At 71.2% G+C, this 17,019-nt stretch carries 16 protein-coding genes; 14 read left to right on the top strand and 2 right to left on the bottom strand.

Annotated elements, in window-relative coordinates:
• Positions 1-74: 74 nt before the first annotated feature.
• Both VGD70_RS20215 and VGD70_RS20210 read right to left on the bottom strand, forming a co-directional pair.
• Entirely contained in the window at positions 75-866 is a 792-nt protein-coding gene (locus VGD70_RS20215) for an AAC(3) family N-acetyltransferase (protein WP_331083563.1), read from the bottom strand.
• A gap of 33 nt (positions 867-899) precedes the next feature.
• The gene (locus VGD70_RS20210; RefSeq protein ID WP_331083561.1) at positions 900-1,607 is read right to left on the bottom strand and encodes a DNA alkylation repair protein; all 708 of its coding nucleotides are present in this window, start codon (positions 1,605-1,607) and stop codon (positions 900-902) included.
• Positions 1,608-1,797: 190 nt separating this feature from the next.
• On the opposite strand from VGD70_RS20210, the gene VGD70_RS20205 reads away from it, so the two are divergent.
• The 14 genes from VGD70_RS20205 (at position 1,798) to tyrS (ending at position 16,641) form a co-directional block, all read left to right on the top strand.
• The gene (locus tag VGD70_RS20205) at positions 1,798-3,414 is read left to right on the top strand and encodes an alpha/beta fold hydrolase (protein ID WP_331083559.1); all 1,617 of its coding nucleotides are present in this window, start codon (positions 1,798-1,800) and stop codon (positions 3,412-3,414) included.
• A 154-nt stretch (positions 3,415-3,568) separates the two neighbouring features.
• Positions 3,569-4,195, top strand: a complete 627-nt coding sequence (locus VGD70_RS20200) for a hypothetical protein (RefSeq protein WP_331083557.1) — start codon at positions 3,569-3,571, stop codon at positions 4,193-4,195.
• Between the two features lie 32 nt (positions 4,196-4,227).
• On the top strand, positions 4,228-5,253 hold the full coding sequence (argC, locus tag VGD70_RS20195; RefSeq protein WP_331083554.1) for an N-acetyl-gamma-glutamyl-phosphate reductase: 1,026 nt from the start codon (positions 4,228-4,230) through the stop codon (positions 5,251-5,253).
• Positions 5,250-6,395 (top strand): bifunctional glutamate N-acetyltransferase/amino-acid acetyltransferase ArgJ, encoded by a 1,146-nt coding sequence (gene argJ, locus VGD70_RS20190; protein WP_331083552.1) that lies wholly within the window; start codon positions 5,250-5,252, stop codon positions 6,393-6,395. The genes argC and argJ overlap by 4 nt, the downstream gene beginning before the upstream one ends.
• Complete coding sequence (argB, locus tag VGD70_RS20185; protein ID WP_331083550.1) at positions 6,392-7,288, top strand: acetylglutamate kinase; 897 nt, start codon at positions 6,392-6,394, stop codon at positions 7,286-7,288. The genes argJ and argB overlap by 4 nt, the downstream gene beginning before the upstream one ends.
• Positions 7,289-7,567: 279 nt before the next feature.
• Positions 7,568-8,710, top strand: coding sequence for an acetylornithine transaminase (locus VGD70_RS20180; protein ID WP_414638003.1), 1,143 nt, complete (start codon positions 7,568-7,570; stop codon positions 8,708-8,710).
• Between the two features lies 1 nt (position 8,711).
• The gene (gene argF / locus VGD70_RS20175) at positions 8,712-9,635 is read left to right on the top strand and encodes an ornithine carbamoyltransferase (protein WP_331083546.1); all 924 of its coding nucleotides are present in this window, start codon (positions 8,712-8,714) and stop codon (positions 9,633-9,635) included.
• Positions 9,632-10,156, top strand: coding sequence for an arginine repressor (locus VGD70_RS20170; RefSeq protein WP_331083545.1), 525 nt, complete (start codon positions 9,632-9,634; stop codon positions 10,154-10,156). The genes argF and VGD70_RS20170 overlap by 4 nt, the downstream gene beginning before the upstream one ends.
• Positions 10,153-11,355 carry an argininosuccinate synthase gene (locus tag VGD70_RS20165; protein WP_331083543.1) on the top strand — a complete coding sequence of 401 codons (1,203 nt, stop codon included), beginning with the start codon at positions 10,153-10,155 and terminating at the stop codon, positions 11,353-11,355. Before VGD70_RS20170 ends, VGD70_RS20165 begins: the two co-directional genes overlap by 4 nt.
• Positions 11,348-12,757, top strand: a complete 1,410-nt coding sequence (argH, locus tag VGD70_RS20160) for an argininosuccinate lyase (RefSeq protein ID WP_331083541.1) — start codon at positions 11,348-11,350, stop codon at positions 12,755-12,757. The genes VGD70_RS20165 and argH overlap by 8 nt, the downstream gene beginning before the upstream one ends.
• A gap of 49 nt (positions 12,758-12,806) precedes the next feature.
• Positions 12,807-13,367 carry an ArsR/SmtB family transcription factor gene (locus VGD70_RS20155; protein WP_331083539.1) on the top strand — a complete coding sequence of 187 codons (561 nt, stop codon included), beginning with the start codon at positions 12,807-12,809 and terminating at the stop codon, positions 13,365-13,367.
• Positions 13,364-14,596: an MFS transporter gene (locus VGD70_RS20150; protein ID WP_331083538.1), complete on the top strand. Its 1,233-nt coding sequence runs from the start codon at positions 13,364-13,366 to the stop codon at positions 14,594-14,596. The genes VGD70_RS20155 and VGD70_RS20150 overlap by 4 nt, the downstream gene beginning before the upstream one ends.
• 9 nt (positions 14,597-14,605) lie before the next feature.
• A complete protein-coding gene (locus VGD70_RS20145; protein WP_331083536.1) occupies positions 14,606-15,265 on the top strand; it encodes a DNA-3-methyladenine glycosylase in 660 nt (219 codons plus the stop codon).
• 101 nt (positions 15,266-15,366) lie between these two features.
• On the top strand, positions 15,367-16,641 hold the full coding sequence (gene tyrS / locus VGD70_RS20140) for a tyrosine--tRNA ligase (protein ID WP_331083534.1): 1,275 nt from the start codon (positions 15,367-15,369) through the stop codon (positions 16,639-16,641).
• The last annotated feature ends 378 nt before the right edge of the window (positions 16,642-17,019 follow it).

The raw sequence follows: 17,019 nt of genomic DNA, 5'->3' as shown, positions 1-17,019 counted from the left end.
TGCCATTGTCGCGGGTGCCGCTGTCGGGCGTCGCGTGGCCGCGCCCTCGCCCTCGGGGGCCGGGTGCCGTCGGGTCAGGTGGGTTTGCGGTTCAGGGGGAGCCAGGCCACCGCGTGGGCGATGGCCTTGTCCGCGGCGAACAGGCGGCTCGTCGCCTCGCCCACCAGGGACCTCGTCACCGCGCCTGTGCGTTCGAAGTCCTCGCCCAGGTCGGCGAAGTCGTCGCTGTCGGTGGCCACGTCCGTGTACGTGACCCACCGGCGCCCACCGTCGGGCGTGCGGACCGCGGCGCCGAACTCCGTCTTGGGCATGGGCACGCGGTACTCGGCCAGGTGGAACGCCGTGCACACGTCGAACCCCACCCCGAGCAGCAGCACCCTTGCCCCGGCACGCTCCAGCGCCGCCAGCGGCGAGCCCTCACCCAGGTGACTGTCCAGCCGGTGCTCCGCCATCAGCTCGGCCGCCCGCGCACCCACGGCAGCGAACGACGCCTGCGGATGGTCACTGCGCACCGCACCCGGCCACTGGCGGACCAGCTCGGCGACCGCGCCCAAGCCGACGCTCGGCGTGATCCGCGGATCGAACGCCGGCATCGTCTCCCGGATGGCCGGCCACCACGCCTCGGGCACCGCCGGTCTCGACCAGTGCCGAGGGTCCGAGTTGCCCATGGTCTGGGTGGGGACCACCAGCGTGCCCGTGGACCCGAGGACGTCCACCAGCGCCTGCACCACCGCGACCGCGCCACCACACACCCAGCCCAGCGAGCTGAGCGAGGCGTGCACCAGCACCATGTCGGCCTCGCGCAGGCCGAGCCTGGTGAGGTCGGCGGCGAGCGAGGCGCGGGTGTTGGGTCCGTCCGGCGGCATGCCACCATCCTGCCGGGACCGCGCAACCGGTATTCAGCTGTGCTTCATGGCCTCCTTTCTGGACAGCGGCGACAGCGTGGGATGGCCGTCGACGAAGTTGCGCACCCAGGCCGGCTCGACGTGGGCGAACTGGCGCAACGCCCAGCCGATGCCCTTGCGGATGAAGAAGTCACGGTCGTGGAGGTTGGCCTCGATGCAGTGGATGAGCAGATCGGTGTCGGTGTCCTCCTTGGACCCGAGCTGGCAGATGATCGACGTGCGGCGGCGCCACAGGTGGGGGTCGTTGGCCCACCGCTGCATCACGGGCGTGACCGTGGCGCGGTGGGCCCGCAGTAACGGGCCGATCCGGCGGCTGGCCAGCTCGTCGACGAAGTCCCACCACGCGCCGGTGACGATGAGCTCCTCGTACATCGGTAAGAGCAGGGGCGTCTGCCAATCGGCATAGCGCCGATGGCCAGTGAGGTCGAGTGCCAGGTAGCGCTCCTCGCGGAACGACGCCTCGCGCCACAGCGACAGCACCGTGGCCCGCCATGCGTCCACATCGGACAGCGGGTACTCGGCGAACAGTCGCCGCCCGAGCGCCCGGCGCTCGGGCGTGGGCACCCCGCGGAAAGGCATGTCGGACTTCATGTACCGCTGCATGTCCGGGGCCTTGCGGGGATCGGCGAGCTCGGCCAGGCCGGTGCGGACCGCGTGGACGAGGGCGGCGGCGGGGGCTGCGGTTGCGTGCGTGTCGGTCATGGCACGGAAGGTACGCGGGGGCACCGACAAAAACGTTGTGCCTGGTAACCGGTAGGTTGCGCTGAGTGCGGTCACGATCTCATAAATCGACGATCGGCCTATTCCGGATCCCGGTGGCCGACGGCAGGCTCTTGCGGTGTCCTTGATCTGCACGGATCCAAGCGGCGACAAGTAGAGGAAAAGGGGCAAAGTGAACAGATTCGTTGCCGTGGTCGCGGCGGCGGGAGTTGTACTCAGTGGAGTGATCGTTGCTCCGCTCGCTAACGCCGAGTCGGCCAAGCCGGCGCAGCACGCGCCGGAATTCACCCCCAAGGCCGTCCAGTGGGGTGAATGTGCCAACCCGAGGCTCGCTAAGGCGGGTGCGCAGTGTGGCTTCGTCGAGGTACCCCTCGACTACGCCAAGCCGACCGGCGACAAGATCAAGCTCGCCGTCTCGCGGATGCGCCACAAGACTCCCGACTCCCAGTACCAGGGTCCGGCGCTCGTGAACCCGGGTGGCCCCGGCGGCTCCGGGCTGATCTACGCGCTCTTCGGCGACTTCTTCCTCCCGAACGGCGCCGGGGACAGCTACGACTGGGTCGGCTTCGACCCGCGTGGCGTCGGCTCCAGCCAGCCCGCACTGAGCTGCATCCCCGACGTCGACGGCTACAACCGGCCGTTCTACGTGCCGATCACGCCTGGGCTCGAGCAGACCTGGCTGCAGCGGTCGAAGGACTACGCGGACGCGTGCCTGGCGAACGGCGGCCAGAAGCTGCTCGACCACATGACCACGGTCGAAGCCGCCAAGGACATGGACAGCATCCGCAAGGCGCTGGGGGCCCCGCAGATCAACTACTACGGGTTCTCCTACGGCACCTACCTCGGTCAGGTGTACGCCACGATGTTCCCGGACAAGCTCCGGCGCATGGTCTTCGACGGCAACGTCGACCCGACCCGGATCTGGTATGACTCGAACATCGACCAGGACCTCGCGTTCGACCGCAATATCAAGATCTACTTCGACTGGGTCGCCAAGTACGACAGCGTCTACCACCTCGGCACCACCGGCAAGGCCGTCGAGAAGCTGTACTACAGCGAGCTGGCCAAGCTGGTGCGCCAGCCCGCGGGCGGCGTCGTCGGGCCGGACGAGTGGACCGACATCTTCCTGCAGGCCGCGTACTACGTGTACGGCTGGGAGGACGTGGCCAACGCCTTCTCCGGCTACGTGCACAAGGGCGACTGGCAGACCCTGCGCGACCTGTACGGCACCCCGCCGTTCGCCGACAACGGTCACGCGATCTACCTGGCCGTCATCTGCACCGACGCCAAGTGGCCCACCAGCATCAACCGCTACCGGCTCGACAACTGGATCACCCACGTGCGCGCACCGTTCACCACTTGGGGTAACGCGTGGTTCAACGGTCCGTGCCTGTACTGGCCGGGCAAGTCGAGCAGGCCGATCAACGTCGACGGCAGCAAGGTGAAGGGCGCCCTGCTGATCAACGAGACGAACGACTCGGCCACGCCGTACCCCGGCGCGCTCGAGGTGCGGAAGCGCTTCCCGAAGTCGGTGCTCATCGAGGGCGTCGGCGGCACCACCCACTCCGGCTCGCTGTCCGGCGTGGAGTGCACCGACAGCATCATCATCGAGTACCTGAAGACGGGTGCGCTGCCGCAGCGCAAGTCCGGCAACCGGTCGGACGTCCAGTGCGACCCGGTGCCGCAGCCGGTGCCGGCCGGCGCGACGGTCGACAAGCGGGCCGCGTCCACGACGAGTACCGCTACCGACCTGCGCAAGGAGCTGGCCGCGGCCGCGATCCCGCGCTGACTCCCCGCCTGAACACCGAACAACCGAACAGACGGGCGCCCCGGCCGAACCGGCCGGGGCGCCCGCCGCCGTTCGGTGCAGGTCTGGTCCAGGCCTGGTGCAGGCCCGCACCCCATGCTGGGCGCCAACGCGAGCATGAGGCGAGGACCTGATCATGACGAACAACGCGAGCTCCGGCGTGCCGCCCCTGGCGGGTCTCAGTCCCCACTTCGCCGTGACGGTGCTGGAGTGCCACGACCCATCCGACGACCGGACGGACGCCGGCGCCTTCGACGACCTGTGCGTGTTCCTGCGCGACACCCTGTCCGACCCGGGCCGGGCGCACGCGGTCCGCGTCCACGGCGAGCGGACCGTGACCGGCGAGAACCACATCGACGACCTGGGCACCCTGTCCGACCTGGGCTTCGACGACCTCTACGTCGCCGTCCGGCAGCGCTGGCAGAGCCCCCGCTGGGTCGACGAGGGCCTGACCGACCTCACCAACGAGCTGACGGTCGCCCTGCGCCGCAACCGCCTGGTGGCCCTGCACACGACGGTGTCCGGCGCGCTGCTGCGCCGCTGGACCCGCTCGCCGGGCGCCCCGTACCGCTTCCTCCCGGACACGGTCCTGGACGCCTTCGACCAGGAGTCCCGGGGCACGGTCGACGTGTCCCCGGCCTGGTCCAAGCTGACCTCGGCGGCCCGGTACGAGTTCGCCGGATACCTGGTCGCCGTGACCGAGGCGCTCGACATGCTGGAGAAGGTGGCCGAGAACACGGCCGAGGGTCCCCAACCGGTTTGAGTGATCTTGCATAGCCGTGCATAATCATCCAGGTGACGGTGCGGATCGCGGTCGGCGGGGCCTCCGGGTATGCGGGGGGTGAGCTGCTTCGGCTTCTCCTCGGGCATCCCGAGGTGGAGATCGGGGCGCTCACCGCGGGCGGCAACGCCGGCGCGACGCTCGGGTCGCTCCAGCCGCACCTCGTCCCGCTCGCCGACCGGGTGCTCGGCGAGACCACGGCCGAGGCCCTCGCCGGCCACGACGTCGTCTTCCTCGCGCTGCCGCACGGGCACTCCGCGGAGCTCGCCGCGCAGCTGGACGACGACACGCTCGTCATCGACTGCGGCGCGGACCACCGGCTGACCGACACACAGGACTGGGCGCGCTGGTACGGCGGCGACCACGCCCACCCGTGGCCCTACGGTCTGCCCGAGCTGCCGGGCGCCCGCGCGAAGCTGGTCGGCACGCGCAGGGTCGCCGTCCCGGGCTGCTACCCGACCGGCGCCGCCCTCGCGCTCGCCCCGGCGCTCGCCGCCGGGCTGGTCGAGCCGGACGTCGTCGTCGTGGCGGTCAGCGGCACCTCCGGCGCGGGCAAGGCACCCAAGCCGCACCTGCTCGGCTCCGAGGTCATGGGCTCGGCCAGCGCCTACGGGGTCGGCGGCGCGCACCGGCACACGCCGGAGATCATCCAGAACCTCACCGCGGTGACCGGCCACCGGCCGACGGTCTCCTTCACCCCGGTCCTCGCGCCCATGTCGCGCGGCATCCTCACCACGGCGTCCGCGCCCGCGAAGCCGGGCGTGGACACCGAGACGGCCGCCACGGCGTACCGCAAGGCCTACGCCGACGAGCCCTTCGTCCACGTCCTCGAGGACGGCTGGCCCGCCACCGCCGCCACGCTCGGCTCCAACGCGGTCCACCTCCGGGTGACCGTCGACGCCGACGCCCACCGGCTCGTCGCCGTCACCGCGCTGGACAACCTCACCAAGGGGACCGCGGGCGCCGCGGTCCAGTCGATGAACATCGCACTCGGCCTGCCCGAGACGACCGGCCTGACGACCGTGGGAGTGGCACCGTGACCATTAACGCGCCCAAGGGTTTCCGGTCCGCCGGCGTCGCCGCGGGCATCAAGTCCAGCGGCGCCAAGGACGTCACGCTCGTGGTCAACGACGGGCCGCTCGACGTCGCCGCCGGCGTGTTCACCAGGAACAAGGTCAAGGCCGCTCCCGTCCTCTGGTCGCGGGAGGTGCTCAGGACCGGCCGGGTGAAGGCCGTCGTCCTCAACTCGGGCGGCGCCAACGCCTGCACCGGCCCCGAGGGCTTCCAGGACACCCACGCCACCGCCGAGTACGTCGCGGAGAAGCTGGGCGTCGGCGCGATCGACGTCGCCGTCTGCTCGACCGGCCTCATCGGCGAGCGCCTCCCGATGGACAAGCTCAAGTCCGGTGTGGACAGTGCGGTCACGCGGCTGGCGGACACCCACGAGGCCGGCGTCGACGCCGCCACCGCGGTGATGACCACCGACACCGTCCCGAAGCACGCACGGTCCACACAGGACGGCTGGACGGTCGGCGGCTTCGCCAAGGGCGCCGGCATGTGCGCGCCCAACATGGCCACCATGCTCGCCGTCCTCACCACCGACGCGGTGCCGGCCGACGCGGACGAGGCGCTGCGGCAGGCCGTCGACGCCACCTTCAACCGGCTCGACGTCGACGGTGGCACCTCCACCAACGACACCGTGCTCCTGCTCTGCTCGGGCGCGTCCGGCACGACCCCGGCGAACTTCACCGACGTGCTCACGAAGGTCTGCCAGGACCTCGTCGACCAGCTCTTGGCCGACGCGGAGGGCGCCACCAAGCACGTCACGATCACCGTCCGCGGCGCGGCGACCGACGCGGAGGCGCACGCCGCCGCCAAGGTGATCGCCAACGACAACCTCTGCAAGACCGCGTTCTTCGGCTCCGACCCCAACTGGGGCCGCATCGCCATGGCCGTCGGCAACGCGCCCACCGACTTCGACCCGGGCAAGCTCGACATCACGATCAACGGCGTCGAGGTGTGCCGGGGCGGCGGCAAGGGCGAGGACCGCGCGAAGGCCGACCTCACCGGCCGCGACATCGGCGTCGAGGTCCACCTGCACGCCGGCGACGGCGAGGCGACGGTGCTCACCACCGACCTCTCGCACGGCTACGTCGAAGAGAACAGCGCCTACTCCACATGATCCCCAACGAGGCACTGGAACGCGCCGAGGCCGCTGAGAAGGCCGCCGTGCTCGTCGAGGCACTGCCGTGGCTGCAGCGCTTCCACGGCGCCACCGTCGTGGTCAAGTACGGCGGCAACGCGATGGTCGACGACACCCTCAAGGCCGCCTTCGCCCAGGACATGGTGTTCCTCAAGCTCGCCGGCCTGCACCCGGTCGTCGTGCACGGCGGCGGCCCGCAGATCACCGCCATGCTCGAGCGGCTCGGCATCCCCGGCGAGTTCAAGGCCGGCCTGCGGGTCACCACGCCGGAGACCATGGACGTCGTCCGCATGGTCCTCACCGGGCAGGTCAGCCGCGAGCTCGTCGGCCTCATCAACGCGCACGGCCCCTACGCGGTCGGCATCTCCGGCGAGGACGCGGGACTGCTCACCGCCCGGCGCCGGACGGCCACTGTGGACGGTGAGGTCGTCGACCTCGGGCTCGTCGGCGAGGTCGTCGCGGTGAACCCGGACGCGGTGCTAGACATCGTCCACGCCGGGCGGATCCCCGTGGTGTCAACGGTGGCCCCGGACACGGACGGCCTGGCGCACAACGTCAACGCCGACACCGCGGCCGCCGCGATCGCGGTCGCCCTGGACGCCGAGAAGCTGGTGATGCTCACCGATGTCGAGGGCCTCTACGCCGACTGGCCGAACAGGGACTCGCTGCTCAACCTCATCCACGCCGACGAGCTCGAGCAGCTGCTGCCGAGCCTCGCCAGCGGGATGATCCCGAAGATGGAGGCGTGCCTCGCCGCGGTGCGGGGCGGCGTGCCGCGTGCCCACGTGATCGACGGGCGGCTCGCCCACTCCGTGTTGCTGGAGGTCTTCACCAGCCACGGAGTCGGCACGATGGTGCTGCCGGGCACGTGAGCGGGAGCGACGTAGCGTTCGCCGTCTGGACTGACGAGCGCGCGCAGGCGCGTCAGCGCCGAGCACGGGAGGAGGGAAGACGGCGAGTAGCGGAGGAGCGAAGCGAACAGTTCAGCACTGTGAGCGGGAGTGACAGAGCGTTCGCCGTCTGGACTGACGAGCACGGGAGGAGGGAAGACGGTTAGTAGCGGAGGAGCGGAGCGAAACCATCGAGCACACGGGAGTTCCCGAATGATTGGCTCCAATGTAGACGGTCAGGCCAGGTGGCGGTCCGCCTTCATGGACAACTACGGCACGCCGGCGCTCACCCTGGTGCGCGGCGAGGGCGCGTACGTCTGGGACGCCGACGGCAACCGCTACCTCGACCTCGTCGGCGGCATCGCGGTCAACGCGCTCGGCCACGCCCACCCGGCCGTCGTCGAGGCGGTCACCCGGCAGGTCGCGACCCTCGGCCACACCTCGAACCTCTACGTCAACCCCGTCGCCGTCGAGCTCGCCGAGACGCTGCTCGACGTCGCCGGCCTCACCGGCCAGGCCAAGGTCCTCTTCGCGAACTCCGGCGCGGAGGCCGTCGAGGCCGCGGTGAAGCTCTCCCGGCTCACCGGCCGTACCAAGCTCGTCGCCTGCGCCGGCGCGTTCCACGGCCGCACGATGGGCGCGCTCACGGTCACCGGCCAGCCGGCCAAGCGGACCCCGTTCGAGCCGCTGCTGCCCACCGTCACCCACGTCCCGTTCGGCGACGTCGACGCGCTGCGCGCCGCCGTCGACGGCGACACCGCCGCGGTGTTCCTCGAGCCGGTCCTCGGCGAGGGCGGCGTCCACCCGGCGCCCGGCGGCTACCTCCAGGCCGCCCGCGAGATCACCAGCACGGCCGGCGCGCTGCTCGTGCTCGACGAGGTGCAGACCGGTGTGGGCCGGCTCGGCAGCTGGTTCGCCTTCCACCAGGCCGGCATCACCCCGGACGTGATCACGCTGGCCAAGGGCCTCGGCGGCGGCCTGCCGCTCGGCGCGTGCATCGGCGTCGGCGCGGCCGCGGACCTGCTCAAGCCCGGCCACCACGGCACCACGTTCGGCGGCAACCCGATCGCGTGCGCGGCCGGCCTCGCGGTGCTGCGCACGATCGCCGCCGAGGGCCTGTGCGAGCAGGCCGCCGCGCTCGGCAAGGAGATCGTGGCCGGCGTCGAGGCGCTCGGCCACCCGCTGGTCACCGAGGTGCGCGGGGCGGGCCTGCTGCTCGGCATCGAGCTGGCCGCGCCGGTGTCGGCCACGGTCGCGGGCGCGGCGGAGAAGGCGGGCTACCTCGTCAACCCGGTCCAGCCGGACACGGTCCGCCTCGCCCCGCCGCTGATCATCGACACCGACGACGTGCACGCCTTCCTCGCGGCGCTGCCGCAGGTCCTCGACGCCGCGAAGGAGTCCTGACATGGCGCGCCACTTCCTCCGCGACGACGACGTGTCCCCGGCCGAGCAGACGGCGGTGCTCGACCTGGCCGACCGGATGAAGGCCGACCGGCTCGGCTTCCGCGCCCTGGCGGGAAAGTCGGTCGCGACGATCTTCGAGAAGAACTCCACGCGCACCCGGCTCTCGTTCGAGGTCGGCATCGGCCAGCTCGGCGGCCAGCCCATCGTGATCGACGGGCGCACCATGCAGCTCGGCCGCGAGGAGACCATCGAGGACACCTCGCGCGTGCTGTCCCGCTACGTCGACGCCGTCGTGTGGCGGACCTACGCGCAGGCCCGGATGACCACGATGGCCTCGGCGTCCCGCGTCCCCGTGGTCAACGCGCTCACCAACGAGTTCCACCCGTGCCAGGTCCTCGCCGACCTGCAGACCATCCGCGAGCGGCACGGCCGGCTGACCGGCCGCACGCTCACCTACCTCGGCGACGGCGCCAACAACATGGCCCACTCGCTGTTGCTCGGCGGCACCACCGCGGGCATGCACGTGCGGATCGCCAACCCCGAGGGGTTCGGCCCGCACGGCGAGGTGCTGCTCGACGCCAAGCACCGCGCCGAGGAGACCGGCGGCAGCGTCGCGCTGATGGCCGACCCGCACGCGGCGGTCGACGGCTCGGACGTGCTCGTCACCGACGCGTGGACGTCGATGGGCCAGGAGAACGACGGCAAGGACCGGGTGTCGCCGTTCCGGCCGTACCAGGTCAATGCCGAGCTGCTCAGCCGCGCCGCGCCGGGCGCGATCGTGCTGCACTGCCTGCCCGCGCACCGCGGCGCGGAGATCACCGACGAGGTGCTCGACGGGCCGGCGAGCGCGGTGTGGGACGAGGCGGAGAACCGGCTGCACAGCCAGAAGGCGCTGCTCGCGTGGCTGGTGGGGGAGCAGCCATGACCACCGCGGCGAACAACCCCACCCGGGTCGCGCGCCAGGCGCGGATCGTCGAGCTGGTGGCCGCGATGGGCATCCGCAGCCAGACCGAGCTCGCCAAGCTCCTCGCGGGGGAGGGCATCGAGGTCACCCAGGCCACGCTGTCGCGCGACCTCGACGAGCTGGGCGCGGTGAAGCTGCGGGGCGTCGACGGCGGCGCCGCCGTGTACGTCATCCCGGAGGACGGCAGCCCGGTCCGCGGCGTGCAGGGTGGCACGTCGCGCCTGGCCCGGCTGCTGGCCGAGCTGCTCGTGTCCGCGGACTGCTCGGCCAACCTGACCGTGTTGCGAACCCCGCCCGGTGCCGCGCAGTTCCTCGCCAGCGCGATCGACCGGGCCGCCCTGCACGAGGTCGTCGGCACCATCGCCGGCGACGACACGGTGATGGTCATCGCCCGGGAGCCACTGTCCGGCAAGGACCTCGCCGAGCGCTTCACCGCGCTGGCCGCACGAACAGACTTGGAACACGAAGGAGAAACACCATGACTGAGCGGATCGTCCTCGCCTACTCGGGCGGCCTGGACACGTCCGTGGCGATCGGTTGGATCGCCGAGGAGACCGGCGCGGAGGTGGTGGCCGTCGCGGTCGACGTCGGCCAGGGCGGCGAGGACCTCGACACCATCCGCAAGCGGGCGCTGGACTGCGGCGCGGTCGAGGCCGTCGTCACCGACGCCCGCGAGGAGTTCGCCGACCACTACTGCCTGCCCGCGCTGCAGGCCAACGCGCTCTACATGGACCGCTACCCGCTGGTCTCCGCGCTGTCCCGGCCGGTGATCGTCAAGCACCTCGTCGAGGCCGCCAAGTACCACGGCGCCTCGACGGTGTCGCACGGCTGCACCGGCAAGGGCAACGACCAGGTCCGCTTCGAGGTCGGCATCGGCGCGCTCGCCCCCGACCTCAAGGTCATCGCGCCGGTCCGGGACTTCGCCTGGACCCGCGAGAAGGCCATCGCGTACGCGCACGAGCGTCAGCTGCCCATCGACCAGACCAAGTCCTCGCCGTACTCGGTCGACCAGAACGTCTGGGGCCGCGCGGTGGAGACCGGCTTCCTCGAGGACATCTGGAACGCGCCCATCGAGGACGTCTACTCCTACACCGACGACCCGGCCCAGCCGCGCGACGCCGACGAGCTGATCATCACCTTCGACAAGGGCGTCCCGGTCGCGATCGACGGCGAGACGGTCACCGTGCTGCAGGCGATCCAGCAGCTCAACCGGCGGGCCGGCGCGCAGGGTGTCGGCCGGCTGGACATGGTCGAGGACCGGCTGATCGGCATCAAGAGCCGCGAGGTCTACGAGGCACCGGGCGCGCTCGCGTTGATCGCCGCGCACCAGGAGCTGGAGAACGTCACCGTCGAGCGCGACCTCGCCCGGTTCAAGCGCCAGGTCGAGCAGCGCTGGACCGAGCTGGTCTACGACGGCCTGTGGTTCTCCCCGCTCAAGGACGCGCTGGACACGTTCATCGCCAAGACCCAGGAGCACGTCAGCGGCGACATCCGGCTGACCCTGCACGGCGGCCGCGCGGTGGTCACCGGGCGGCGCAGCGAGCAGTCGCTGTACGACTTCAACCTGGCCACCTACGACGAGGGCGACACGTTCGACCAGTCGCTGGCCAAGGGCTTCGTGCAGCTGTGGGGCCTGCCGTCGAAGATCGCCTCGCGGCGCGACCTGCACCACCATGCCTGAGCCCACCAAGCTCTGGGGCGGCCGGTTCGCGTCGGGGCCGGCCGAGGCGATGGCGGCGCTGTCCGCGTCGACGCACTTCGACTGGCGGCTCGCGCCCTACGACATCGCCGGCTCCCGGGCCCACGCCCGCGTGCTGCACCAAGCCAAGCTGCTCACCGACGACGAGCTCGCCGGCATGCTCACCGCGCTGGACCGGCTCGCGGCCGACGTCGAGTCCGGCGCGTTCACCCCGACGGTGGCCGACGAGGACGTGCACACCGCGCTCGAGCGGGGCCTCATCGAGCGGGCCGGGCCGGACCTGGGCGGCAAGCTCAGGGCCGGCCGGTCCCGCAACGACCAGGTGGCGGCGCTGTTCCGGATGTGGCTGCGGGACAGCGCGCGCGGGGTCGCGGCCGGGGTCGTCGACGTCGTCGAGGCGCTGCTGCACCAGGTGGACCAGCACCCGGACGCGGTCATGCCGGGCCGGACCCACCTGCAGCACGCCCAGCCGGTGCTGCTCGCGCACCACCTGCTGGCGCACGTCCAGTCGCTGCTGCGGGACGTGGACCGGCTGCGCGACTGGGACCGGCGGGCGGCCGTCTCGCCGTACGGGTCGGGCGCGCTCGCCGGGTCCTCGCTCGGTCTCGACCCGGCCGCGGTGGCCGCCGAGCTGGGGTTCGACGCTCCGGTGGAGAACTCGATCGATGGCACGGCGTCCCGCGACTTCGCCGCGGAGCTGGCGTTCTGCCTGGCGATGCTCGGGGTGAACCTGTCCAGGATCGCCGAGGAGGTGATCATCTGGACCACGGCCGAGTTCGGCTACGCGGTGCTCGACGACGCCTGGGCGACCGGCAGCTCGATCATGCCGCAGAAGAAGAACCCCGACGTCGCGGAGCTGACCCGGGGCAAGTCCGGCCGGCTGATCGGCAACCTCACCGGGCTGCTGGCGGTGCTCAAGGCCCAGCCGCTCGCGTACAACCGCGACCTGCAGGAGGACAAGGAGCCGCTGTTCGACTCGGTCGAGCAGCTGGACCTGCTGCTGCCCGCGATCGCCGGGATGATCGGCACGCTGCGGTTCGACCCGGCCCGGATGGCCGCGCTGGCACCGGCCGGGTTCACGCTCGCGACCGACATCGCGGAGTGGCTGGTGCGCCAAGGGATTCCGTTCCGCGTCGCGCACGAGGCGGCGGGGGACTGCGTGCGGATCGCCGAGTCGCGTGGCGTCGGCCTGGAGTCGCTCACCGACTCCGAGCTCGCCGGTGTCCATCCCGCGCTGTCGCCCGAGGTCCGGGACGTGCTGACGGTCGAGGGCTCGATCGCCTCGCGGGACGCGTACGGCGGGACCGCGCCCGTTCGCGTCGCGGAGCAGCGGGCGCGGGTCTCGGACGTGCTCGCCGACGTGCGGAACTGGTTTGCACAATAGTTCTGCATAATTCTTGTGCAAAGTTAATGTGCACAGTTAATGTGCACGCATGAAGCACATCGAGCTGGACAGCCGCGCCCTGCGAGTGCTCGCGCACCCGCTCCGCTCCCGGTTGCTCAGCGAGCTGCGCCTACACGGCGCCGCCAACGCGACCGCGCTCGCCGAACGGCTGGACACCAACACCGGCGCCACCAGCTACCACCTACGCAAGCTGGCCGAGGTCGGCCTCGTCGAGGAGACCGCGGAGGGGACCGGGAAGCAGCGCTTCTGGGCTGCCGCCCAGGACTCGCACGGCTGGCGGAACACCGACTATCCGGACGACCCCGACGCGCAGGCCGCGGCGAGCTGGCTGCGCCAGCAGCAGCTCAGGTATCTCGCCGAGCGCGCGGAAGAGTGGGAACAGGAGCGTGCGCGCTGGCCCGAGGCGTGGCAGGACGCGGCCAGCATGTCCGACGCCATCCTGACGGTCGACGCCGGGCAGCTGGACGAGCTCATGCACGAGCTCTACGCGGTGCTGCTGCGCTACCGGGAGATGACGCCGGGCGAGGGCAGCCAACAGGTCGTGGTGCACGTCGTCGGTATGCCCGCCGACCCGCGGAACGCGCCGTGAACGCGCACCGCCGCTTCCTCGTGCTGCTGGCGTTGCGCTGGTTCCCGGTCGGCCTGTGCATCCCCATCGGCGTGCTGCTGGCGCTGAGCCGGGGCCTGACACTGGCCGAGTTCGGGCTCGCGGTGTCCCTGCAGGGCTTCGTCGTGCTGGCGTTGGAGCTGCCGACCGGCGGGCTGTCCGACTCGTGGGGCCGTCGGCCGGTCCTCGCGCTCGCGGCCGTGGTGTCGCTCGGCTCGATGTCGCTGCTCCTCGTCGCCGACTCGTTCGCCGAGTTCGCGGTCTTCGCCATGCTGCAGGGCGTCTACCGCGCGCTGGACAGCGGGCCGCTGGAGTCGTGGTACGTCGACGCCACGCTCGCCGCCGACCCGTCGGCGAAGCTGGAGCGCGGGCTCAGCGCGGGCGGAACCGTGATCGGCCTCGCGATCGGCGCCGGTGCGCTCGCCACCGGCGGGATCGTCGCCTGGGTCGAGGTGCCTGGCGTGCAGACGCTGGCGCTCCCGGTCGTGCTCGCGCTCGGGGTGGAACTCGCCGGGCTGGCCTCGATCGTGCTGCTGGTACGGGAACCGCCGCACCCGGATGGCCGGCGCACGCTGCTGGCTTCGCTGCGGGACGTGCCGACGGTGATCGTCGACGGCGTGCGGGTGGTCCGCCGGTCCCGGATCCTGCTGGGGCTCGTCGCGGTCGAGCTGTTGTGGGGCTTCGGCATGGTCACGTTCGAGACGTTGATGCCGGTGCGCCTCTCCGAAGTCGTCGGTGGCCCCGAGGCCGCAGTCGCGATAATCGGCCCGACGACATCTGTCGCGTGGCTGGCGTCGGCCGCCGGCGCCGCGCTGATCCCGCTGGTGAGCGCCCGGCTCGGGGTCGCCATGACCGCGGGAGCGCTGCGGATCGCCCAAGGCGTGGCGGTGCTGGGGATGGGCCTGTTCGCCGGCCCGGTCGGGGTGCTCATCGGATACCTGGCCGCATACACCGTGCATGGCGCGGCCAATCCGGTGCACATGACCTTGCTGCACCGCGAGATCGATGGCCCGAACCGGTCGACCGTGATGTCGGTGAACTCGATGGTGGGCCAGCCGGGCGGCTCGCTCGGCCTGATCGTGCTGTCCGCGATCGCGTCCGGCACCTCGGTGAGTACGGCCATGGTGATCGGCGCGGTGGTGCTGGCCGCGGCGGCACCGCTGTACCTGCCCGCGATGAGGGCGGAACGGCGGCGGCTGGTGTCCGTATAGGCTCGGCGCGTGTCCGTCGCCGGTTCTGATCAGCCGAGCCGGCAGCTCACTCGCGACGAGCTGGCGATCGACCCGGTCGACGCCGCGAAGCTGCTCCTGGGGTGCGTGCTCGAGGCCGGCGAGGTCCAGGTCCGGCTCACCGAGGTGGAGGCCTACCGCGGCGGCGACGACCCCGCGTCGCACTGCTACCGCGGCCGCACCCCACGCAACGAGGTGATGTTCGGGCCGGCCGGCCACCTGTACGTCTACTTCGTCTACGGCATGCACTTCTGCGCCAACGTCGTCACGTTGACCGACGGCGTGCCGGGCGCCGTGCTGCTCCGCGCCGGCGAGGTGGTCGCCGGCATCGGGTTGGCGAGGTCGCGCCGCCCCACCGCCCGCGGCGACGCCGAGCTGGCCAAGGGCCCGGCCCGGCTCACCGGCGTGCTCGGCCTCGAGCGTGGCCACAACGGCGTCGACCTGACGGACCCGGCCTCGCCGGTCCGCCTGCTGGCCGGCGATCCGGTACCGCCCACGCGGATCCGCACCGGCCCTCGCGTGGGCGTGGCGGTGGCGATGGACGTGCCGTGGCGGTTCTGGGTGGACGGCTCGCCGGCGGTCAGCACCTACCGGCGCGGCGGCAAGGCGGCCAGGCAAAAGCGCTCGCCCGTGCCGAGGCTGCCTCGCTAGCCTTTCCGCACGCGGACCGAGCTGCCTGTGCGGCAACCATCACCCGAGATCAGGGTACTCGCGCGACCTCGCACCCGGCCCGTACGAGAGGATTGGGAATCGTGAGTGAGCACATTCTCGACGAGCTGTCCTGGCGCGGGCTGATCGCGCAGTCCACCGACCTGTCCGCGCTGCGCAAGGACCTGGACGCCGGCCCGCAGACGCTGTACGCCGGGTTCGACCCCACCGCGCCCAGCCTGCATGCCGGCAACCTGGTGCCGCTGCTCATGCTGACGCGTTTCCAGCGCGCCGGGCACCGGCCGATCGTGCTGGCCGGCGGGGCCACCGGCATGGTCGGCGATCCGCGTGACACGGGGGAGCGGACGCTCAACTCGCTGGACGTCGTCGCCGAGTGGGTCGAGCGGATCCGCGGCCAGCTCGAGCGGTTCGTCGACTTCGACGGCTCGCCGACCGGCGCGATCGTGGCCAACAACCTGGACTGGACCGGCTCGATGCCGGTGCTGGAGTTCCTGCGCGACGTCGGCAAGCACTTCTCGGTCAACGTGATGCTCGCCAGGGAGACGGTCAAGCGCCGGCTCGAGGGCGACGGCATGTCCTACACCGAGTTCAGCTACCTGCTCCTGCAGTCCTACGACTACCTGCAGCTGCACCGGATGCACGGGTGCTCGCTCCAGGTCGGCGGCTCGGACCAGTGGGGCAACATCATCGGCGGCGTCGAGCTCGTCCGCCGGATCGACGGCGAGTCGGTGCACGCGCTCACCGCGCCGCTGGTCACCGACGCCGAGGGGCGCAAGTTCGGCAAGTCGACCGGGGGCGGGAATGTCTGGCTCGACCCGGCGTTGACCTCTCCCTACGCCTGGTACCAGTACTTCGTCAACGTCGGCGACGCGGACGTCATCCGGTACCTGCGGTCGTTCACGTTCCTCCCTCGTGAGGAGATCGACGCGCTCGCGCTCGACACCGCGGAACGGCCGCACCTGCGGGCCGCGCAACGCCGGCTCGCCGAGGAGTTCACCAGGCTCGTCCATGGCGACCACGAGACCGGGCAGGTCATCGCGGCCAGCCAGGCGCTGTTCGGCCGGGGTGACCTGCGGGAGCTCGACGAGAGCACCCTCAACGCCGCCATGGCGGAGGCGCCCACCGGGTCCGTCCGGCTGTCGGACGAGCCCACCATCGTCGACCTGCTGGTGGCGTCGGGGCTCACGCCGAGCCGGGGTGCCGCGCGGCGCGCGGTCGCCGAGGGCGGGGCGTACGTGAACAACGAGAAAGTGACCGACGAGGAGTGGCGGCCCACCAAGGAGGACCTGCTGCACGGCAGGTGGCTCGTGGTGCGTCGCGGCAAGCGCGCCACGGCAGGCCTCGAAATTGCCCTCTGACCAGCGAAAACAGTGCTTAAGGGGGGGTGCTTTCAACCCCCGTTCCACCTCCGTGTAACTTTCTCTCTGCCAGCGCGGAACGGGCCCAGAACACCGGGAACGAGCGCCAGGCGGAGGGTCGCGAACCAAGCTCTCACGCAAGTGATAGAGTGGGTGGCCTGCGATTCGGAGCGATCCGAATCGAAACCGAGGACCCAAGCCCCCGGATCATAGCTCTTGTAGCGTGTGACGGGTGTGCGTGTGTTGTTTGAGAACTCAACAGTGTGCCGATTCAATATGCTAGTGAGCTTGTGCCTGGCCTTTTGGTTGGGTTTTTGCTGGGATGATTTTCTGACAAAGCATTGTTGGAGAGTTTGATCCTGGCTCAGGACGAACGCT

It is taken from the genome of Actinophytocola sp. (genome assembly GCF_036402745.1).
Classification (GTDB): Bacteria; Actinomycetota; Actinomycetes; order Mycobacteriales; family Pseudonocardiaceae; genus Actinophytocola.
Note: the sequence above shows the minus strand (reverse complement) of the source record. Positions and strands in the feature narration are given on the sequence as shown.